General features: G+C 37.7%; 23 protein-coding genes. 15 read left to right on the top strand and 8 right to left on the bottom strand.

Going from position 1 to position 21,274, the window contains the following annotated elements; genetic code table 11:
* The first annotated feature begins 31 nt into the window (after window positions 1-31).
* Window positions 32-616 carry a hypothetical protein gene (locus tag FHR28_RS10835; protein WP_216076331.1) on the top strand — a complete coding sequence of 195 codons (585 nt, stop codon included), beginning with the start codon at window positions 32-34 and terminating at the stop codon, window positions 614-616.
* A gap of 541 nt (window positions 617-1,157) precedes the next feature.
* Here FHR28_RS10835 and FHR28_RS10830 read toward each other — a convergent pair.
* From FHR28_RS10830 to FHR28_RS10820, 3 genes are all read right to left on the bottom strand, one after another.
* A complete protein-coding gene (locus FHR28_RS10830) occupies window positions 1,158-2,063 on the bottom strand; it encodes an alpha/beta fold hydrolase (RefSeq protein WP_166782569.1) in 906 nt (301 codons plus the stop codon).
* Window positions 2,064-2,667: 604 nt separating this feature from the next.
* Window positions 2,668-3,126: a DUF441 domain-containing protein gene (locus FHR28_RS10825; RefSeq protein ID WP_056510794.1), complete on the bottom strand. Its 459-nt coding sequence runs from the start codon at window positions 3,124-3,126 to the stop codon at window positions 2,668-2,670.
* A gap of 108 nt (window positions 3,127-3,234) precedes the next feature.
* Complete coding sequence (locus tag FHR28_RS10820; protein WP_166782568.1) at window positions 3,235-3,693, bottom strand: RrF2 family transcriptional regulator; 459 nt, start codon at window positions 3,691-3,693, stop codon at window positions 3,235-3,237.
* A gap of 102 nt (window positions 3,694-3,795) precedes the next feature.
* On the opposite strand from FHR28_RS10820, the gene FHR28_RS10815 reads away from it, so the two are divergent.
* The 3 genes from FHR28_RS10815 (at window position 3,796) to FHR28_RS10805 (ending at window position 5,871) form a co-directional block, all read left to right on the top strand.
* Window positions 3,796-4,704 (top strand): NAD(P)/FAD-dependent oxidoreductase, encoded by a 909-nt coding sequence (locus FHR28_RS10815; RefSeq protein WP_166782567.1) that lies wholly within the window; start codon window positions 3,796-3,798, stop codon window positions 4,702-4,704.
* A gap of 106 nt (window positions 4,705-4,810) precedes the next feature.
* Entirely contained in the window at window positions 4,811-5,533 is a 723-nt protein-coding gene (locus FHR28_RS10810; protein WP_166782566.1) for a pseudouridine synthase, read from the top strand.
* Between the two features lie 2 nt (window positions 5,534-5,535).
* A complete protein-coding gene (locus tag FHR28_RS10805; RefSeq protein ID WP_166782565.1) occupies window positions 5,536-5,871 on the top strand; it encodes a peptidyl-tRNA hydrolase in 336 nt (111 codons plus the stop codon).
* A 21-nt stretch (window positions 5,872-5,892) separates the two neighbouring features.
* Here the strand turns inward: FHR28_RS10805 and FHR28_RS10800 are convergent, their stop codons facing one another.
* From FHR28_RS10800 to FHR28_RS10790, 3 genes are all read right to left on the bottom strand, one after another.
* Window positions 5,893-6,336 (bottom strand): GNAT family N-acetyltransferase, encoded by a 444-nt coding sequence (locus tag FHR28_RS10800; protein ID WP_004821200.1) that lies wholly within the window; start codon window positions 6,334-6,336, stop codon window positions 5,893-5,895.
* A 94-nt stretch (window positions 6,337-6,430) separates the two neighbouring features.
* On the bottom strand, window positions 6,431-6,742 hold the full coding sequence (locus tag FHR28_RS10795; protein ID WP_004720870.1) for a type II toxin-antitoxin system RelB/DinJ family antitoxin: 312 nt from the start codon (window positions 6,740-6,742) through the stop codon (window positions 6,431-6,433).
* Window positions 6,743-6,849: 107 nt separating this feature from the next.
* Window positions 6,850-7,767: a pseudouridine synthase gene (locus tag FHR28_RS10790; protein WP_166782564.1), complete on the bottom strand. Its 918-nt coding sequence runs from the start codon at window positions 7,765-7,767 to the stop codon at window positions 6,850-6,852.
* Window positions 7,768-7,914: 147 nt separating this feature from the next.
* On the opposite strand from FHR28_RS10790, the gene tsaE reads away from it, so the two are divergent.
* The 4 genes from tsaE to hfq all read left to right on the top strand — a co-directional run bounded on the left by tsaE (window position 7,915) and on the right by hfq (window position 12,005).
* On the top strand, window positions 7,915-8,373 hold the full coding sequence (tsaE, locus tag FHR28_RS10785) for a tRNA (adenosine(37)-N6)-threonylcarbamoyltransferase complex ATPase subunit type 1 TsaE (RefSeq protein WP_105712779.1): 459 nt from the start codon (window positions 7,915-7,917) through the stop codon (window positions 8,371-8,373).
* A gap of 65 nt (window positions 8,374-8,438) precedes the next feature.
* Window positions 8,439-10,448, top strand: coding sequence for a DNA mismatch repair endonuclease MutL (gene mutL, locus FHR28_RS10780; protein WP_166782563.1), 2,010 nt, complete (start codon window positions 8,439-8,441; stop codon window positions 10,446-10,448).
* A gap of 6 nt (window positions 10,449-10,454) precedes the next feature.
* Window positions 10,455-11,399, top strand: coding sequence for a tRNA (adenosine(37)-N6)-dimethylallyltransferase MiaA (miaA, locus tag FHR28_RS10775; RefSeq protein ID WP_004720866.1), 945 nt, complete (start codon window positions 10,455-10,457; stop codon window positions 11,397-11,399).
* 90 nt (window positions 11,400-11,489) lie between these two features.
* Window positions 11,490-12,005: an RNA chaperone Hfq gene (hfq, locus tag FHR28_RS10770; protein WP_004720864.1), complete on the top strand. Its 516-nt coding sequence runs from the start codon at window positions 11,490-11,492 to the stop codon at window positions 12,003-12,005.
* 133 nt (window positions 12,006-12,138) lie between these two features.
* Here the strand turns inward: hfq and FHR28_RS10765 are convergent, their stop codons facing one another.
* Both FHR28_RS10765 and FHR28_RS10760 read right to left on the bottom strand, forming a co-directional pair.
* Window positions 12,139-13,455, bottom strand: coding sequence for a peptidylprolyl isomerase (locus tag FHR28_RS10765; RefSeq protein WP_004720862.1), 1,317 nt, complete (start codon window positions 13,453-13,455; stop codon window positions 12,139-12,141).
* Window positions 13,455-15,905: an LPS-assembly protein LptD gene (locus FHR28_RS10760; RefSeq protein WP_166782562.1), complete on the bottom strand. Its 2,451-nt coding sequence runs from the start codon at window positions 15,903-15,905 to the stop codon at window positions 13,455-13,457. Before FHR28_RS10760 ends, FHR28_RS10765 begins: the two co-directional genes overlap by 1 nt.
* 119 nt (window positions 15,906-16,024) lie before the next feature.
* Here FHR28_RS10760 and FHR28_RS10755 point away from each other — a divergent pair, with 119 nt between their 5' ends.
* The 7 genes from FHR28_RS10755 to FHR28_RS10725 all read left to right on the top strand — a co-directional run bounded on the left by FHR28_RS10755 (window position 16,025) and on the right by FHR28_RS10725 (window position 21,274).
* Complete coding sequence (locus FHR28_RS10755; protein ID WP_166782561.1) at window positions 16,025-17,044, top strand: aminoglycoside phosphotransferase family protein; 1,020 nt, start codon at window positions 16,025-16,027, stop codon at window positions 17,042-17,044.
* Window positions 17,041-17,730 (top strand): N-acetylmuramate alpha-1-phosphate uridylyltransferase MurU, encoded by a 690-nt coding sequence (gene murU / locus FHR28_RS10750; protein WP_166782560.1) that lies wholly within the window; start codon window positions 17,041-17,043, stop codon window positions 17,728-17,730. Before FHR28_RS10755 ends, murU begins: the two co-directional genes overlap by 4 nt.
* A gap of 106 nt (window positions 17,731-17,836) precedes the next feature.
* The gene (gene rsmG, locus FHR28_RS10745) at window positions 17,837-18,469 is read left to right on the top strand and encodes a 16S rRNA (guanine(527)-N(7))-methyltransferase RsmG (RefSeq protein ID WP_166782559.1); all 633 of its coding nucleotides are present in this window, start codon (window positions 17,837-17,839) and stop codon (window positions 18,467-18,469) included.
* A 24-nt stretch (window positions 18,470-18,493) separates the two neighbouring features.
* Window positions 18,494-19,276, top strand: coding sequence for a ParA family protein (locus FHR28_RS10740; RefSeq protein ID WP_004720853.1), 783 nt, complete (start codon window positions 18,494-18,496; stop codon window positions 19,274-19,276).
* Window positions 19,273-20,163, top strand: a complete 891-nt coding sequence (locus FHR28_RS10735; protein WP_004720851.1) for a ParB/RepB/Spo0J family partition protein — start codon at window positions 19,273-19,275, stop codon at window positions 20,161-20,163. The genes FHR28_RS10740 and FHR28_RS10735 overlap by 4 nt, the downstream gene beginning before the upstream one ends.
* 35 nt (window positions 20,164-20,198) lie before the next feature.
* The gene (locus FHR28_RS10730; RefSeq protein WP_151957107.1) at window positions 20,199-20,831 is read left to right on the top strand and encodes a MotA/TolQ/ExbB proton channel family protein; all 633 of its coding nucleotides are present in this window, start codon (window positions 20,199-20,201) and stop codon (window positions 20,829-20,831) included.
* 20 nt (window positions 20,832-20,851) lie between these two features.
* Window positions 20,852-21,274: an ExbD/TolR family protein gene (locus FHR28_RS10725; protein WP_004821219.1), complete on the top strand. Its 423-nt coding sequence runs from the start codon at window positions 20,852-20,854 to the stop codon at window positions 21,272-21,274.

Genomic DNA, 21,274 nt, shown 5'->3' with positions numbered 1-21,274 from the left:
ATTAGTATAAAGTAAGGAGTTTTAAAGTTTAATGATGACAGATAAAGTTTTAGATGTTGCGAGTTATGGAATAGTATTAACTTCTGAAAATGTTTTAAAAAAATATTTGAAAAATAATAAAATTAGAACTAAAAAAGTTCTGAAATTATTTAAAGAGAATCACTCTTTATATCTGGACTCAATATCAAAAGGTGTTTGGATTCCTTTTTTACAAATTAATTCAATTGAGTATGTTATAAAGTTGTCAAATAATGGCGAGAATTTTGATGAAAATTGGGAAAAGAAAATAGAAGAAGACGGGTTTAATCTAGCTGTAGAAGATGGTTTTTGGATATTAGGCGCAGGTGTGTTATATGATTTAGGTAAAGAAAATTTTGACAAGAAATATATGTCTTATCAAACCTTAGATGGGGAAACGTTATATAACGGTTTTAGATTTGATTTGTTAACTGGAAATTATTTAGTCAAAATTGAAGGTTACCGAAGAAAAATAGAAAAAGAATACCCCAATGCAAATTATGGTTTTTTGTTTACATTAACAAAAGTGGATGATTTTAAAGGATATAAAGATTCTAGGGAAAATGAAAAATACTATTTTAATGTGGCTCAGATATGAAATATAAAAAAACTTAAAACAGTTGAGTTTCAGTGCGCTGAAAATTATCGAAAGATATACAGTTGGTTTTGTTGTATTTAAAGCATGGTGTAATAATTGTTATTACGAATAATTGAGGAAGTCGGTGATTATTTATTGGAAGATGATTATCACGCTATGGAGAGATTATTGATAATTTTCTATATTTAAATATTTTTAATTGCTTTGAAGGAGTTGATAAAGCAAAATTTTTTTGAAGTAAATAGGTTCGGTATTTTAAAATTATTTTTTTACATCAGAATTTATGGGGAATAATTTAATTTCAAGGTTAAGGGAAAAACTATAATTATTTTAAGTGAGAAACTCAAAGAACTATGCTTATTAAATAAATTAAAAGGCATGAATTTTATTGGGGAATGATATTAAATTTAAAAATCGTTAACAGTCGTAAACGATTTTTAAATTTATTCTAAAGATGAAAGGAAAACTGTCTGAATCTATATGAGAATTTTAAAAAATTTATTTTTAGATATAAGCTCCGATAATAACTAATAACTAATAACTAATAATGATTCCTCACTATATCGTTATAAGCCTCTGGATGATGTAACCAAGGAATATGCCCTGAGTTTGAAAGTGTAAATAAATGTGCTGTTGGGTATCGATTGATCACAAAGTTTTTACTTGTTGTATAGATGTCCTGATCTCCATAGACAATGGTAATCTTAAAATCTGGTTCCTCTAATCCAGTCAACAGCGGATACTTGATGATTTCAGGTCTGGTTTTATTGATCGGCTCTGCTTTCAGTAAATCAAAATCATCAGTGAGATCTGAATGATCTGTTGCAATAAATCCTTCATTATAGTTTTTCATGACTTGTTTAAAGAGGCGTTTATAAGCTTCATTGCTTCCAAGCGCGCCTAAAAGGCTATTTAATCCCATTTTTGTCCATGCCCAAGCACTTGTTTTGGACTTATTAAGTTGCATGACTTCTTTTTCAGTTTGCTTCCATTGCGTATTGGTACCTGAACCTGGGCTACATAAAAAAAGACTGAGTAAATTATCGGGATGTTTTTCAGCATAGATTTGTGCATAAAGTCCACCCCAAGAGTGTCCCCATAAATGAAACTTATTGATTTTATAGAACTCTCGAACAGTTTCTATATCGCTTAAATAAGCCTGCATAGAATAGTCTTTATCACGACAAGGAGATTTTTGGGTTCCTCTTTGATGAAATGTGATCACTTGAAAATAATCTTTTAAAAGATCGGCAACGGCAGAGAGATCACTTGGAAAACCAGGTCCTCCATGCAATAAAATTAGTGTCTCTTTGTCGGGATTTGGATAAACAATACTAAATAAGGTATTTCCATTATGATCGACAATGTTGCTTTGCATTTGCGTCTTGTAATTAGCTGATTGTAGCGTAGAAGACTGTATTTCTATCGAATTTGCATTATTTTTCATATCCAATATGGTGCCTCATTTTATTTGAGCAAATCAAAAAATGGTAAGGTGAACGAATCTAAAAATGTTTCAGTATTGATTCTGATTTTTAAAAGTATTTTTATACAAGCTTATATAGTAGCTTATTTATACCAGATGATAAACCCGATAAATGGGCTAAGAAAAAAACAAGCGTAGCGATGACTTGTAATTGTTTGATTAAAATATCTTGAGTTTGTATTTTAAATACGATGATTTTTTTACTTATTTTATGATAACAAATTTTTATTTATCTGATGAATAAAGATCTTTTAAAAATCAAAAAAAGATCATGAAAAGTGAGTTGTCTGGGGATTGAACGTTCTTTTTTCCCTTTGGGAGAAGGCTAGGATGAGGGGGATTTTATGCTGAGCTTTGGTTTTAAAAAGGACTTATGCAAGAGTCCAAATATAATAAGTAAATTTTAAAAAATTAATCTTATTAAAGCAGTGGAAGAATGATAAATGATGTGCGAAAAATTCTAAATTTACCCTTTATCAATAGAATTACTGGCGAAAGTAAGTCCATTGATAAAGTTCAGCGAGCACATGATTTTTAGATACACAATTGGTGATTTTAAAATACCTTAAGTTTTTCCAATCAGTAAAGATAGGATTCCTGCAGCAATCAAGGGACCCACAGGAACACCTCTGAGTAATGCAACTCCAGCGACTGTTCCAATCAATAAGCCTGCAACGACATTGGGTTGGCTGGTCATTAAGGAAACTCCACGACCACCTAACCATGCAACCAATAAACCGATCGCAATGGCTGTTAATGATTTCCAATGCATAAATGATTTTAAAATGACATCACCGGGGATTTTGCCGCTGGCAATTGGAGTAAGCACGCCAATGGTTAAAATAATAATGCCGACTTCTAAACCGTGAGTTTGTAATAATGGGAAAAACTCACTTAAAGGTGTGATTCTAAAGACGATCAAAACCCCAGCTGCAATGGTGACCGCAGTATTGTGACTAAAGATACCGCAGGCCAGTAAAACAAGGAGCACAATTAAATTTAGGTCTAGACTAGAAAGACTCATCAATATTCAGCATTAAAAATTAATATATCCATCCATTATACTGAAAAGCGGTATGTGAATTTGCCTTGTCTGGCAATGATTCACATTTAAATTCAGTCGAGTGTGGATTTAGTGGACAATAAATTTTTGAGTTTCAGCACCCAATAAATTCCATTCATACTCAAAGTCTTGTGCCAGTTTAGACAGATTTGTTGATTTAAGCTGTTGTATTAAAATGTTTTGTGCTTCTTGCATAGCTTGGTTTAAAGCCTTATTCACCACCAATTCAACCAGACAGTTGGGTGTTTCTTGTTCATTGCCAATGGCAAAAATAGTAGGTTCTCCAACAGCCTGATAAATATCAAATAAAGATATTTGTTCTAAAGCTTGTACTAAGGTCCAGCCACCACCGGGGCCTTTGTCTGCATGGACAAAGCCTGCTTTTTTTAAACCAGACATGGTACGACGTACTACGACAGGATTGGTGTCTAACATGATTGAAATTTGTTCAGAGGTGAACGGTTTTTTTTCACGGGCCATATGTAATAGCACATGCAACATTCGAGAAAGCTTACTGTCTTTACGCATAGTTTTTTAGTCAACACTCTTTTGTCAATTGTAACATTAAAAGTTGCAATTATAAAAATAACTCAATATAGTAACTTTAAAAGTTACTTATTGGTGTTGAAAATGAACTATGACGTTGTAATTATTGGTGGGAGTTATGCAGGTTTGTCAGCAGCATTACCATTGCTTCGTGCTAGAAAAAAAGTGTTAATGATTGATGCAGGCATGCGTCGTAATCGTTTTGCTGAACATTCACATAATTTCTTAACCCAAGATGGTAATACGCCAGCAGCAATTATTCGTGATGCAAAATTACAGTTAGACAAATACCAAACTTTGACATGTATTAACGCATCAGTCACCGATGTGAGCGCTGTCGGGCAGCAATATGAGATTCAAATAGACCAAGCCGATGACACGGGTACAACCATTCAAGTCAAAAAAATAATTATTGCTACAGGCGTTAAAGATGATTTACCTAAAATCGATGGTTTAGCAGAACGGTGGGGGAAAAGCATTTTTCATTGTCCATACTGTGATGGCTATGAGTTAAATCTGGGGACACTTGGAATGTTATGTTCAGGTTTACATTCGATCCATATGGCACTGATGTTACCCGACTGGGGCAATACCACTTTATTTTTAAATGATGTAATTTCACAAGCTGAATTAGATCCCGTCACACTTGAACAGCTTAAACAAAGAAATGTGAAATTGGATATACGCAAGATTGTCAAAATACACAATCATTGTGATTTAGTCTTTGAAGATGGTGAGCAGGTTCAATTAGATGGATTATTCGTCTCCACTTTTATGCGCATCAATGTCCCTTGGGTTGAAAAACTGGGGATAGTGCTTGATGTAAATGAATATAGTAAAGTCATTCAAACCACAGCCATGAAAGAAACCAATCTTAAAGGGATATATGCTTGTGGTGATATCACCCGTTCAGGTGGTTCAGTTGCTTTCTCAGTTGCAGATGGAGCGCTGGCGGGTGTTGCTGTACATAAGTCATTTATCTTTAATACTTGATAAAAGCATATATTGATAATCAATAAGGCTAAAAAAGCCTGAATGTTGTTTGGGTTTCAATTCACGATACTTTAAAATGTATCGTGAATTTTTAAGGTATTGATTTATGTTCTTGGAAAAAATGTTGCAATCACAAGGCTTTGGTTCACGTAAGCATTGCCAACAACTCATTAAAAATGGTGCAATTCAAATCCAAAACGAGGTCGTTACAGACCCCAAATTTAAACTTGATACCCAAAATCTAGTATTTTCAGTCTATACCGAAACATTTCAATACCGTGAAAAAGTCTATATTGCCTTAAATAAACCGCAGGACTACGAATGTTCCCATCAATCAACACACCATTTTAGTGTTTTTGATTTATTTGATGATGTCCTTATGAACCGTGGTTTACAAACTGTTGGTCGTTTAGATCAGGACACGACGGGTCTATTGCTACTGACAGATGATGGGCAGTTTTTGCAAGCATTGACTCATCCTAAAAAGCATGTGGCTAAAGTTTATCAAATACAAACAGCAGATCCGATTACAGATGATCAGATTCAACAACTTGAACAGGGTGTAGAATTACGCAATGAAAAAGGTACATTTGCAGCAACAGATGTACAGCGCTTGGCTGAATATGCATTACAAATGACTGTACACCAAGGAGTTTATCATCAAGTCAAACGGATGTTGGCTGCTGTGGGGAATAAGGTTGAAAGCTTGCATCGTGCACAAGTCGGGCAATTAGCACTCAAAGAATTAGTTGAAGGTGAGTGGGTTTATTTGACAGAAGATCAGGTGAATGCTGCTAGAAATAGTCAAAATGAACAAATAGTGATTTGATCATGGCTTTAAAGCTCTATATTGCTGTTTTAGATGAAATGCCAGACTTTATGGTTCCAACCCTTGTTGCGCATGCAGTCTTGGCTGCGCACTTACAATTTGTTCAAGATGCTGATGCTGAAAGTTATAAAAATTGGTTAGAACATTCTTTTCGTAAAGTTGTGGTCAAGGTGAATCAAAAAGAATTTGATAAAATTGCTCAATTAAAGTGTTATTTAGGACATGAAAGTACAGTATTGGATGCTAAGAAATCCTGTGCTGTGGTTTTTCCTATTTCACAGGACATGATACCCAATGTACTTAAATTCGCAAAGATGTGGAAACCGACATTGAATTGATCAAAAAACGCATTGTAAAAATTACTTGAGGAAACAATGAAATGTCTGGAATTCATTGTCTTTAACAAACCCCATTTGTTCATACAGCTGATGTGAATGGTAATTGTTTTTCTGGGTTTCTAAACTGATCCGTTGCGCATCTTCATGGCGTGCAAACAGAATTGCAGTATCAATCAGTTGTTTGGCAGAACCTTGTCGACGAAAAACAGGTGTTACATATACATCATCTAAAATATAGTACTTTGAACAAGAAACTGATGAAAAGCCTTGGTATAACAACACAAAGCCTGTAAAAACATCATCTTTTACATGGATGAAGATAACACTTTCTTTATTTTCAAAACGTTGTTTTAAAAAATTAAAGGACTGTTGGATATTGGAAGATGCACCATAAAATTGGCGATATTCATCAAATAAAGTAGCAAGTTGATTTAAATCTTCTTTGGTCGCTCGTCTAACGATCATTTATTACTCCTTGCAATGATTTTTATCTTTGCAAAAGAGCATAACCAAAAAATAGAAAAGTAAACTTAATTATTTGTTTAAAAATGCGACAGTGTTATTTTTTGTCACTTTCACCCAAGATGGCATTTAACTCTGCAAATAGATCTTCATCGTCATCATTTAAATCAACAGAAGAATTCAGTTGTCCGTTTTGTTGGTCTTGCTTAAGTTTTCTCAGCTTGAATAACTGATCCATATTGATATTTTGATTTTCTATGGCGAAAGGGATGGATTTTGTGATGACAACTTGTTTAAAAAACAGTCGAACTGCTTGTGCAGGCGTAATCCCCAATTGTTTAAAAACAGCAAATGCTAGTTTTTTTTCTTGTGAATCAAGACGTACTTGATAGACTTCGGTTTTTCTCATGAATAGTGACCAAACAAAATTTGAGTTTGAATGCTTATTTTAATCAAAGCTTTCGGAATTTCAATGCTTAATCGTCAAAAAGTCATATATTTGTCATTACGTCAAAATTACAGTGTCAATTCATAGTCAGAACAAAAGCAATATTTGGCTTGTGTAATCGGATCAAGGAACTCAATTTTCTTGGCTAATAGCTGTAAAGGTTGTGAAAAATCAGCAGCATCTTTATGTAGAACTTGCGGATAAAAAGGATCGTTTTTTATTGGAATATTTAACCAATTTAAATGCACCCGTAATTGATGTTGTTTACCTGTAGTCGGCTTTAATAAGTATTTTGCCCAAATTTGATTGTGTTCAATCAGATCAATTTCGGTATATGAGTTTGATTTTCCCTCAACAACTTTCATGGTGTAAAAGGGTTCGCCCTTTTCCATTCTCAAGTCCACAGCACATGGAAATTCTAAATCAGCATTGAATTGAGCAATCGCTTGATAGGTCTTATTGACTTGCCGTTCAGCAAACATTTGTTGATATAAACCACGTGTTTGAGGCCGTTTAGAAAACAATACAATGCCAGCAGTTTCCCGATCTAAGCGATGGATTGGGGTGAGGTCTGGGTTGTTTGTGGTTTTTTTTAAACGAACTAATAAGGTTTCTTGTATATATTGCCCTGATGGGCTGATGGTTAAAAAGTGAGGCTTGTCTACGACAATTAAATCTTCATTTTCAAACAATATCTTTTCTTGAAATGGCACATGAATTTCATGGGTTAGAAATCGATAGTAGTAAAGATGGGTATTCTCTAGATAAGGCTGATCAACCGTTAATGCTTGACCTTGCATATCGATGATGAGTTGCTCTTGAAAACGTTGTTGCCATTCATTGGCTGAAATATGTGGAAAATGTTCACATAAATAACTGAATAAATTTTTAGGTAAAGCTGCTAGCTTGGGGAGATAAACTTTTGATGCAGTTACACCATCTCTCATTGGCGGTTGATATTCTGAAACAGGGGTGGCGGGTTTCATAAGCGTATTTTTTATGCAGATAAGTTTAAAGTGAGTGGTCTAAGCGTGTTGGAAAGTATCAAAACATGATTTCTAAACAATGCAACATAGGTTTTAAAGTCACGCAATGCTATCATATTGTCTGGTTTGAATCATGTCGTGAGCGTTATGCAATATTCATATAAATTAAGTCTGAGCAATGAACAAGACACCGAAATGTTGGCACAAAAGTTAGCTCAACATATTGCAAAAGGCGTGATTTATTTAATCGGTGACTTGGGGGCAGGTAAAACCACACTTACACGCTATTGGTTGCAAAGTTTAGGTCATCAAGGTGCGGTTAAAAGTCCAACATATACCTTGGTGGAACCTTATAATATCAATGCGAAAGAGGTGTTTCATTTTGACTTATACCGTTTAAATGATCCTTATGAGCTTGAATTGATGGGTATTCGTGATTATTTAGAGGTCGAGAATGCTTTATTCTTGTTTGAATGGCCTTCTAAGGGCGGTGATGAAATTCCACAGCCAGATCATGTCATTCGCATTTTAAAAACAGAAGATGAAGCTGCACGAGAAGTGGTCATTGAAAGTATTTCTGCTGAATTGATTGAAGCGTTGACTTGATCAATGTTTTCAGCATTTTAAGTCCATCATATATTTTAATTTATTTAAATTTTTAGGTTAATTGAATGCAACGCGAAGATATCAGTTTAAGACGTATCCAAAATCTAGATCCAGCACTGGCCAACCAAATTGCTGCAGGTGAGGTGATTGAACGACCATCATCGGTAGTGAAAGAGTTGCTTGAAAACTCGATTGATGCAGGTGCGACTGAGCTGATTATTCGTGTGGCAAATGGCGGCAGTACCCTGATTGAAATTATTGACAATGGTCGAGGTATTCACGCTGAGGATCTAGCACTTTCAGTCACCCGTCATGCAACCAGTAAAATTCAATCTGCTGAAGATTTACATGCAATTGTGAGTTTGGGCTTTCGTGGAGAGGCGCTTGCATCTATCGCAGCGGTTTCGCGTTTAACCTTAACCAGTAGTCAGGATGATTCAGGTGTCGGTTACCAACTGGAAGTCAATGGTACAGCATTTGATCATCAAGATATTCAAGCGGTAGCAACCCAACAAGGTACACATATCCGTATTCAGGATTTGTTTTTTAATGTGCCTGCGCGGCGTAAATTTTTAAAGAAACCAAGTACTGAATTTGGTCATATTGAAGAAATTGTACGTCGAATGGCACTTACGCATTTCGATATCCGCTTTGTTTTAGAACATAATGATAATATTCGCCTTAATTTGCCGATTGCAGATAGTGGTGAGCTAAGATTTCAACGGGTACAGCAATTATTAGGTCGCCAATTCACTGAAAATGCTTACTGGATAGATGCAGACAGTATTAGTATGCGTTTATCAGGTTGGTTAGGACATCCTTCAGATGCGCGTGCACAAGCCGATTTGCAATATGTCTATGTGAATGGTCGTATCGTCAAAGATAAGACCATTTCTCATGCTTTGCGTATGGCATACGATGGTATTTTGCATGGGCATCAACATGCAGCGTATTTGCTGTTTTTAGAAGTTGATCCTGAAAATATTGATGTGAATGTGCATCCAACTAAGCATGAAATTCGCTTCCTAAATCAGCGTGAAGTGCATGAGTTTGTACGACATTTTGCTAAAGACACTTTATCTCAATTCCAAACTGCAACTGCGGATTTGTCTTCTGCAATGAAGCAGGATGGCGCAACAGAAAATCAAGCATTGCCAGCGCAGCCACGTTATCAGGAACAATTTCCTTTACATCGCAATGTACCAACTGAGCAAGATGTAAGTGATCAAAATAAACGAAGCAATTCAGATGGGTCTATACAGCATAGTGGTCTAACAGATTTTAGTGATGCACATGCCCAAACAGTCAATTATTCCCACTATGAACCACAACAGCAGTATCGTGGCACTCAACAACTCAATAACGCCTTGAAAAGCTATTTAGCCCCTTTACGTGAGTCTGGGGATGCTGATCAAGAATTAACAGATCAAGCGTCCTATGAGCGATCTGTACAAGAAATCCAAAATAAACAGGTCCATCAGGTTGATGAATATCCGTTGGGAATTGCAATAGCGCAATTACATGGAATTTATATTCTTGCACAGAATACGGAAGGCCTGATTATTGTCGATATGCATGCAGCGCATGAACGTATTTTGCTACAACAAATGAAATCTGCATGGGATAAACCAGAATTTTGGACCTCACAGCAGTTGCTTATTCCTAAAGTCATTTCGATTACCCGTATGCAGGCAACCCGTGTTGATGATTTAAAACCACAGTTGGAACGCTTAGGTCTAGAAATTGATCAATATGGTGATGATCAAGTGATTGTACGTGGTGTGCCTGCGATTTTACATAAAGCAGATTTTGAATCCTTGGTACCTGAATTACTCAATGATTTAGATCCAAATGATGAAGCACAGGCGCTACAGCAAAAGCGTGATCAAATTTTAGCAGGCATGGCATGCCATGGTGCAGTGCGTGCCCATCGGATGCTGAGTCTTTCTGAAATGAATGCTTTGTTGCGTCAAATGGAACACACAGAATTTGCCAGTCAGTGTAATCATGGTCGACCAACATGGCGTGCATTTCCATTGCCCCAATTAGATAAATTATTTGCTCGAGGAGAGTAGTTGTACATGTCAAATCAATTGCCCGTCATCAATTTAATGGGACCAACCGCAAGCGGTAAAACTGCTTTGGCATGTGAACTGTATGATCATGGGAATTATGAGCTTATTTCTGTAGATTCTGCCTTGGTCTATAAAGATATGGATATTGGTACTGCAAAGCCAACCAAAGCGGAGCAGGAGCGTTATCCGCATCATTTGATTGATATTATTACCCCACTTGAGGTTTATTCCGCTGCTGAATTTGTGGAGGATGCTTGTCAACTGATTGATGATATCCATGCACGCGGTAAAACACCTATTTTAGTTGGCGGTACAATGCTATATTTTAAAGCGTTGCTTGAGGGGCTCTCTACAAATTTACCGAGTGCTGATTACGCGATTCGTGCTGCGATTGAGTTAAAAGGTGAAACGGAAGGCTGGCAATCGGTGTATGATGAATTAAAATCTGTTGATGTATTGGCAGGTGAAAAATTTAAAGTCAGTGATAAGCAAAGAATCATTCGCGCTTTAGAAGTGTATAAAATTACTGGTCGTCCGATTACTCAACTACAGGCAGAACAACCGAAGAATCAACCGTACCGATATGATTTTCATAATTATGCTTTATTGCCTGATCGCCTAGAGCTGCACAAGAGAATTGAACTTCGTTTGGAAAAAATGTGGGAAATCGGATTTTTAAATGAGGTTGAAAATCTTATGAAAAAATACGATCTCGAAGAAAATTTACCTTCTTCACGCTCTGTTGGATACCGACAAGCGATAGATTTTTTAAAAAACAGTGATTTGAGTCAAGAAAGTGAGCGTCAAATGAAGGATAAAGCACTATTTGCGACACGACAATTAGCAAAACGTCAATACACATGGTTACGATCTTTGCAAGAAACACACTCTTTTCAAACTTTTTTTACGATAAACCAAGCACAAGAAGACTTGCGAAACTTATACGGATAAAGCAAAATTTAACAACTACCTTTTTTATAAATTTTAATTGAAAAATAAAGGTAGTTTTTGCGCTGATTTTAATTTTTTTTGGAGTATAAAATGTCTAAAGGTCAAACTTTACAAGATCCGTTCTTAAATTCTCTCCGTAAAGAACGTATTCCTGTTTCTATTTTTCTTGTAAACGGTATTAAATTACAAGGTCATATTGAATCTTTTGACCAGTATGTTGTTTTGTTGAAAAACACAGTAAGCCAAATGGTTTATAAGCATGCTATTTCAACTGTAGTACCTGCACGTAATCCACGTCCAGCTGGTGCTCCTGCTGGTGCTCAAGGCGCTGCTGGTGGCTTCGGTGGTCAAGCTGGCGGCTTCGGCGGTCAAGCTGGTGGCTTCGGTGGTCAAGGTGGCTTCGGTGGTCAACAAGGCGGCTTTGGTGGTCAACAAGGCGGTTTCGGTGGTCAAGGTGGTTTCGGTAGCCAAGGTGGCTTCGGCGGTCAAGGTGGCTTCGGTGGTCAAGGCGGCTTCGGTGGTCAAGGTGGCTTCGGCGGTCAAGGTACTGACTTTGGCGGCGAAACAAAATTTGAAGATTCACAAGAAGATGAAAACAATCGTTAATTTCTTGATTTAACAAGAACGATTGTAAAAGAGACGCCAAATTGGCGTCTCTTTTTTATTGGTGTTGCTAAATTTAGAGAGAAAAAAACCAGTGCAAAAGCACTGGTTTTTAATTTAACGACTCAGCACAGACTTAACTTTCATTTTTCTTTGGATCTAAGCTTGGATCTTTGATTTCAATGTAAGTATTTGCACGTAACTCTCTTAACCAGCCGTCATATTCTGATTCGAATTGACGTTCACCTAAAATTTGGCGAGCCATACGCTTTTGGTACTCTGAGGTCATATCTTGTTGACGTGTGCCTGTAACTTGGAGAATATGCCAGCCAAATTGAGTTTGAAATGGTTTACTGATTTCATTGACTGGCGAACTTTGCATGAGTTTGTCAAATTCAGGAACCATCATGCCAGGGCTTACCCAGCCAAGACTTCCGCCATCACGAGCAGAACCAGGGTCATTTGAATAGGTTGAAGCAAGCGTAGCAAAATCATCGCCCGCTTTTAAGCGGTTATAAATACTGTCAATGGTTTGCTTTGCATTTTCAGGGCTAACAACTTCTGATGTTTTAATCAGGATATGACGTGTATTAAATTGTGGAACTAAAGCTTTTTGCTCATTCGATTTTTTTTCTAATAATTTTAAAACATGAACGCCGTCTTTTGCTGGAATTAAGTCAGTGGTTTGTCCTGGCTCAAGAGTCGTAACACGTGCAGCAAGATCTGTTGGAATATCTGAAAGCGGACGGAAGCCCATATCAGCACCATCGACTTTAACTTGGGCTGTGCTAAATTTCTTTTCTAAGCTTTTAACGTCATTGCTGTCTTTTAAGTCAGTACGAACTGCTTTTGCAATACTTTCTAACTCACTTGCAGGCGCTTCTCCTGAAATACGCATATGTAGTACATGGACTTGACTACCAACAGCAGCTTGACCTTCAGGTGATTTTAAGAAGTTTTCAACATCAAGGTCAGTGATCTTGATACGAGACATCACTTGTTGTTGACTCAATCGTTGAATGAGTAAATCTTCTGCAACACGGTTGCGCAGTAATTCATAGGTACCCGGTGCAACAGCATCTAATTTTTTTTGAAAAGCTTCTAAAGAATTTGCACCAGATTGTTGGGCAACTTTCAATACGGCTTCATTTAAGCTTTTTTCATCTGCTTTTAAGCCATACTTCTTCACTTGTTCAAGCTGTGCATCATGGGTGATGAGCTGACTCAGTACTTGCTGTTGCAGAATGTTTTGTGGTGGGATTTCTTTCTTTTGTGCCTGAAGTCGATGTGTCGCTTCAGCAACACCTTGGTCTAAATCACTTTTTAAAATTGCCGTAGAACCAACAATTGCAATGATTTGGTCCTGCGGGGCAGCATAAACTGATACCGAGGTGGAGATGAGTAAAGCTAAGGTTGATGCTTTAAATAATTTTTTAAATTTTTGCGTCTTCATTAATGTGTCCAAGATTGATTAGCTTTATCAAAACCTAAAATACGATTTTCAAGTAATGAACTTAACTTGTTGTTCAAACCACCAAGTCCTTTTAGTGTGATCTCAGCCATCACTGCGCGTTTTGGCTTTGTATCAGGAAGAGAAACGTCATCTAGATCATTAAAGTATGAACGACCATAGACGGAAATTCCCCAACAACAAGATTCATAATTCACACCCAATAGATATTCGCGTGCGACATGGTTGTCAAGGTCATATTGAACATGCCCCATAATACGCCAGTTGTCTTTTACAGGCTGTATAAATGATGCAACTGCTTGATCATATTCTCGTTGACGGTCAGGAAGGTTATTGCGATAAAAATAACCGACGTTATAAAGGTTTCCACGCTGGCCTGTATAATACAGTTGGAAGTCATGTTGTGCGCTATCACCATTTGACATCCACGCTGAGTTGGTACTCAATGTGAAGTTTTGTGAAAGTTGGCTAGAAAGACTCAGCACAGGGCCGGTATGTTTTTCTCTGTCTAAATCATCAGTATTGTTAAGCAGTGTAACTTTTCGATCATCAAAATAATAACTTTGACCAATACTGGCTCTTAAACGCTCTAAGCCTACCGTATCAAATAAACTATAACTTAAGCCTAAAGATAAAAAGTTATTGTCTTCTAAGCGATCGTGTCCATAAAAGCGGTACGGGCTAAACAATTGATCATAGCTGATAGAAGCTGTTGTTGAATCAAAGTTTGGATAACCTGTTTGATTTTTATATGGTGCGTAAGCGTAGAAAGCACGAGGTGTAATAGTCTGGAGGAATTTCCCATCCTTTTCAAAAGTTAAACCCGTATCCAAGGTAAATTGAGGAACAACAACGGATTTATTTTTGCTATCTTGGCTTTGGTTATTTAAGTTAAGTTGATCTACCGTGGTTTGATCATAGAAAGTATTTAAACTACGTACAGAAACTTCAGGGATCACAAAAGACCATGGATTGCGGAAATTATAACGTGTCGCAAATTGGTTATATAAACGTGTACCACTTGGTTGGTTGTTATAATCAGCGTCGTTGATGTCTTTTTGGAAATAAGCAGTATCGTTATTAAATTCGTATTCCAAACCTTGCGGATTGCCAGCGACATAGTTCAGTAAAAACTGTGGTAGGCGGGCATATGGCTTATCTACATCTTTGATGGTTTTATCAAGTGTTTGGAAGTCTTCAACTTTAAGCTGAGCTTTTAACCCAGGAATACCATGATTGTAGTTAAGTTCCCATACGCGGCGTTGGTTCAGCTCTGTGCGAGAATTTGGGTTGCTATCTAGATCTGAGAAGAAGTCTTTATCAGAAACATAGTTATATTCTAAATTAGTTGACCACTGTTTGGTGATATCCCACTTGTGTAGGAAATGGAGGTCTTTACGATCTTCATCATTATAGTCGCGGTCAGAGGGTAAGTAACTTCCCCAGACGCTACCAGCACCAAAGTTCTCAGTTAAGTAGCGAAATTCACCTTGAGCCATAAGACCACGGTCAGTAATCAGTCGTGGTGTAATGGTGGCATCATAATTAGGTGCCAAATTTAAATAAACAGGAACTGCGAGTTCAAAACCGCCATCATTGGTAAAGCCGAAACTCGGGCTTAAAATCCCGGTTGTACGGCGGTCATCGATCGGGAAGTTAAAGTATGGAACTGCGAGTACAGGCACATCCTTAACATAAAGTTTAGTCCCGCGCGTTACACCACGACCAGTATCTTGATCCAATTCAATTTTATTGGCCTGAATTTTCCAAGTGGGTTTTTCGTCAGGTGGGCAGGTGGTGTAGGTGGCATTTTCAAGGACGATATTGGTTGGAGAAGTTCTTTCTATTTTTTCTGCATGACCATGTGCATGGGTCAATTCTGCAATATAGAAACTATTATTTAACTGACCAGTTTCATCTTTCAGGTTGTAATCAATCTGATCACTTTGCGCGATGATACCACCTTGCGCCATTTGTACATTGCCTTTCGCTTTGGCGAAAGTTTGTGTTTTATCAATGGTCACTTCATCAGCACGAATCATACGTCCAGATTGGTCAATGACCACATCACCAGACAGGAAAGAGTCACCATTGGGATTGTAATACCCATTATCTGCGGTAATCACAGATGATGCTTCTTCTGGATTTGTCGATTTAGTTTGAGTACTAAAAGGCGTTACCCAGACTCCTTCACAATAACGGCTACTTGGATTTTTTAAATCACGTACCTGTGCTTCAGGCGAGTTTTTGTCCACATAATATTGTTCAAAGAAATTTTGCCCTGCAAAGCTTTCTTTGATGGCTGCATTCAGTTGCTTATTATTAACTTCAGAAACAGTGTCTGTTGATTCAGCATAGCTGGATACTGAACTTCCACAAAGAAGTGTCAAAATAGCAGTCGCTAAAGGATTAAATTTAAACTGATGCTTCATTTGTCTCATTAACCAAATATGCTAATCGCAATTAATTATTGTCGCATCATAGAGAAAAAGTCGATAAGTAGCTACACTTAGCACTTCAAAAATTCAGCCTGAATTAGATTAAATTGCAAATGAATACACAACGTGAACAATTGATACAAACATGGTTAACATCTGTACTCAGTTCAGATCAATTTGAAATCAATTTTTTAGCAGGCGATGCGAGTTTCCGTCGTTATGCACGAATTACCTTGAATAATAAAACATTTATGCTTATGGATGCACCTCCTGAGAAGGAAGATTGTCGTCCTTTTGTTGCGATTGATGAATTCTTTGACACAAATGGGGTGCGTGTACCTCATATTGTTGCCAAGGACTTAGCTCAAGGTTTGTTGTTACTTGAAGATTTTGGCGATGTATTGCTATCTACACAATTGAATGATCAAACGGTAGATGCACATTATGCGCAAAGTTTTAAGCAGTTGGTGCAGTTGCAGTCGATTGTCGCTGATTCATCACAATTGCCAGCATATGCCTATGAAAAGCTGATCTCAGAAATGGAATTGTTAACGGATTGGTTGTTACCATCATTAGCAATCCAAGTGACAGATGAAGAACATGCTTTAATTAAAAGAACTTTTGCTATCCTTGCCAATGCAGCTTTGGCACAACCTCAAGTAATCGTACATCGTGATTTCCATAGTCGTAACCTGATGATTCTTGAAGCTGAGAAAGACCAAGGTGTGATTGATTTTCAAGACGCAGTGATCGGTGCGGATACTTATGACTTGATTTCGATTACCCGTGATGCCTACGTACAGTGGGGTCCTGAGCGTGTGTATGAGTGGTTTAAAGTGTTTTATGACTTGTTGCCAGAATCTGCGAAGCAAGATCGTGATTTTGATCAATTCAAACAAGATGCTGACTTTATGGCAATTCAGCGTCATATCAAAATTTTAGGTATTTTCGTTCGTTTGTTTGAGCGTGATGGTAAGTCTGGTTATCTCAAGGACTTGCCTCGTGTCATGTGGTATTTACTGGAAGAGTCAAAACCTTACCCAGAATTACAATCGTTTATGCGTTTTATCCATGCACGGGTTTTGCCGAAATTTGAAGAAAAATATGGCGCATATGAGGTGGTTGCAGCATGAAAGCGATGATTTTAGCTGCTGGTCTAGGCAATAGAATGCGACCTTTGACCCTCTATAAGCCAAAGCCTTTGTTGGAAGTAGGCGGCAAAGCACTAATTGTATGGCATATTGAAAAATTAAAAAAAATTGGCGTGACTGAAATCGTGATTAACTCTGCATGGTTGGCAGATATTCTGATTGGCACCTTGGGTGATGGCTCACAATTTGGTGTGACTATACGCTGGACGCGTGAAGATGAGGGCTTGGAAACCGCAGGTGGGATTATCAATGCCTTAGCGCTTCTCGGTGATCAACCTTTTATACTGGTCAATGGTGATGTATGGACCACTTTTGATTTTGCATCATTATTAGATATCAATCTTGCCGATGATCTTGCACATTTGGTTTTTGTCAATAATCCTGAACAGCATCCTCATGGCGATTTTACCTTGGCAAATGGTCGTGCTTATACCTTTGAGCAAAATCAGCAAGGTGAAAATTTAACTTATAGTGGTATCGCTGTGATTAACCCAAAAATGTTTGATGGTCTGGAACAGGGTAAAAGACCACTTGCACCTTTGCTTAAACAAGGCATGCTAGACGGTAAAATCTCGGCTGAGAAAATGCAGGCAGCGTGGGTTGATGTGGGTACACCTGAGCGTTTAACAGCCTTGGATTTGCAAATAAGACAGGGTGAGTATAGTTAAGTGAGGATAAATACGCCTAAGTGCGTATTAACTCATCGTTAACTACTGTTCCACGGGCGAGAAATAGGTATACTTTCAGCTAACTTTTTAGAGATGTTATTTGATCATGCATCCATTTTTTCAAGAGTTAAAGCAAGGCAGTCTAAAGCTTGGCTTAAAACTTAGTGATGAAGCATTAGGATTATTGTTGCAATATCAAGATGCACTCGTCCTGTGGAACAAAGCTTATAACTTAACGGCGATTCGTGATCCAAAAGAAATGTTGGTTAAACATTTATTGGATAGCTTAAGTATTTTAAATGATTTACCCGCTGGTCGTTTACTCGATATTGGTACAGGCGGGGGTATGCCAGGGATGATCATTGCACTGTGCCAACCTGAACGCCAATGTGTTTTGTTGGATTCAAATGGTAAGAAAATTCGTTTTCTGAAACAGTTTATTGCAGATTTAAAACTAAAAAATGTTGTCGCAGTTCAGACACGTGTAGAAAATGAAGATAGTATCCATGATCTAGGGCAATTTGATGTGATCACCAGTCGTGCATTTGCTTCATTGACAGATTTTGTGACAGCTTCAAAACCTTATATGCATGAATGCAGTATCATTGCGTCAATGAAAGGTTTGATTCCCACTGAAGAAGTTGATGCTTTAAAAGACAAGTGGAGTTGTGACATTATTGAATTGCATGTACCTCGATTGGACGAACAACGTCATTTACTTTTATTAAAACAGATTTAAAACAGACTAAGGGTTGGGGTTACCATGGCTCAAATTATTGCTATCGCAAACCAGAAAGGTGGCGTAGGTAAAACCACGACAGCCGTGAATTTGGCTGCCTCTTTGGCAGTGTTGAAAAAGCGTGTTTTATTGGTGGATATGGACTCTCAGGGTAATGCTACCATGGGGTCGGGTATTCAAAAAAATGATTTGTTGTATTCAGTCACCGATGTACTTCTGGGTGAAGTACCGATTGAAACTGCAATTAGTAAAGCTGAAGTTGGCTATAAAGTGCTTGGCTCAAATCGTGATTTGGCAGGTGTTGAGCTGGCAATTGCAGAGCAAGATGGACGTGAGTTTATTTTGCGTAACGCTTTACAGCAGATTGAAAAAGACTTTGATTATATTATTGTTGATTGTGCACCAAGTTTAAGTTTAATTACGGTCAATGCTTTAGCCGCAGTCGATGCAGTGATTATTCCAATGCAATGTGAGTATTATGCATTAGAAGGATTGGCAGATCTGACCCAGACCATTGATAAAATTCAGCAGGCGTTAAACCCTGAATTGGAAATTATTGGGGTGCTTCGTACCATGTATGATGCGCGTAATGCACTCACTCGTGATGTTTCTGCCGAATTAGAACAGTATTTTGGTAAGAAACTTTATGATACAGTGATTCCGCGTAATGTGCGGTTGGCCGAAGCGCCAGCACATGGATTACCGATTATTTATTTTGAGAAAAGCTCTAAAGGTGCAATTGCATATTTAAATTTAGCAGCTGAAATGTTGAAAAAGAGTAAAGTGAAAAAAGGAAATAAAGCATGACCGTGAAAAAAAGAGGGTTGGCAAAGGGTCGTGGCTTAGATGCATTATTAGGTTCTATCCAAAAAGAAAAATTACAGCTTGAAGTTCAAGCATTGGATCATGGCCAATTAAAACAGATGGATGTAACCCAATTAAAACGCGGTGCATATCAACCCCGTCGTTTTATTGGTGAGCAGGATTTACAAGAACTTGCTGCATCGATTAAAAAACATGGTGTAATGCAGCCGATAGTGATTCGTCCAATTGAGAATGACGAAACTCCATATGAAATCATTGCAGGTGAACGTCGCTGGCGTGCTGCGCAATTGGCTGGTTTGACTGAAATTCCTGCAATTGTACGTGATTTGACCGATCAGGTTGCGATTGCCTTGGCATTGATCGAAAATATTCAACGTCAAGATTTAAACCCTGTTGATCAAGCACTAGCATTACAACGTTTCCATGAGGAATTCGGGCTTAGTCATCAAGAAATTGCAGATACTGTAGGTAAAGCACGCACTACCGTAAGTAATTTATTGCGCTTATTAAGTCTAGAAGATGAAATCAAAGATTTAATGCAACAAGGTTTATTAGACATGGGGCATGCCCGTGCGATATTGACCCTAAAAGCTAAAGATCAATTGCAAATTGCAAAAATTGTGATTGATAAGAGTTTATCTGTTCGTCAAACCGAGCAGTTGGTGCGTGATTGGAATACACCAAAGCAGGAAAAATCTAAAGATCCACTTGCACCAGATGTACAACAGCTGACTCAGAAATTGTCAGAACGTTTTAGTGCAAGTGTAAAATTAGACTATAACAAACAGGGTAAAGGCAAGCTGGTCATCAGTTATAACTCGCTTGATGAGTTAGATGGAATTTTAAATATCTGTTTACCAGAACAATAATGTTTAAGCGATTTAATTAATTTGGGGAACTAAAGATGTGGGAACTTGTTAAAGCCGGCGGTTGGTTAATGCTGCCATTGGTTTTATGTTCAATTTTTACTGTTGCGATTTCAATCGAGAGATTTATACGGCTGAAACGATCTTTAGTTCTACCTAAGTCGCTTATGATGCAAAAAGGTCGCAATGTTGACAATGTTTTAGATGAAATGGAACAAGATCAAGCGGTTTGCCAAACTGCATTGGGTTATATTTTTAAAGATGGTATCGATGCTTACGCTCAAGGAGAGGCATTTGCACGTGCTCAGATGGAAGCGACTGCTTCACGCGAAATTGGATATTTAGAAAAAAATATCAATTTTTTGGGAACATTGAGCGCTGTTGCACCGTTATTGGGCCTGTTGGGTACAGTGATTGGGATTATCGAATCCTTTTTGGTGATTGATTTAGGTACGAATGCCAATCCAACCATGATGATTCCAGGTATTTCTAAGGCATTAATTACCACAGCTGCAGGTATGGTGATTGCTATTCCAGCACTATTTGCCTACCGTTATTTTCAACGCCTAGTTCAGGAATATGTGGCTGAACTCGAGCAACAATCGACTTTATTTCATGCCGCATTATTTTTTCAGAAACACCTTGAAAATGAAAAAAAGAAAGCTGGTTAAATCCGTTTTAGGGGTGTTTCATGAAATTTAGACGCAGAACAGTTGAAGATATTCATATCAATCTTACGCCATTGATTGATTGCTTGTTATTTATATTGGTGATTTTATTACTGACCACCACCTTTAACCAGCAAAGTCGGATCAATCTTTCTTTACCGGATGCACAAGGTGTTCCGCCAAAAGAATACAAAAATAAAATTGAAGTCATGGTAGACTCGGCAGGACATTATGCAGTTAATGGGCAGGCACTTTCGAGTAAAGAGTCGGCTGATTTAAGTACTGCAATTAAGCAAGCAGCAAATGACAATCGTGATCTGATGTTTGTAATTGCTGCAGATGCCAAAGCGACGCATCAAGATGTTATACGAGTGATGGACGTCGCAGGACAGCTTGGTTTCGTTAACATCAATATCAGTACCAAAGTTCCATCTCGAGGTTATTAA

This window comes from Acinetobacter sp. BIGb0196 (assembly GCF_011759595.1).
Lineage (GTDB): Bacteria > Pseudomonadota > Gammaproteobacteria > Pseudomonadales > Moraxellaceae > Acinetobacter > Acinetobacter guillouiae.
Note: the sequence above shows the minus strand (reverse complement) of the source record. Positions and strands in the feature narration are given on the sequence as shown.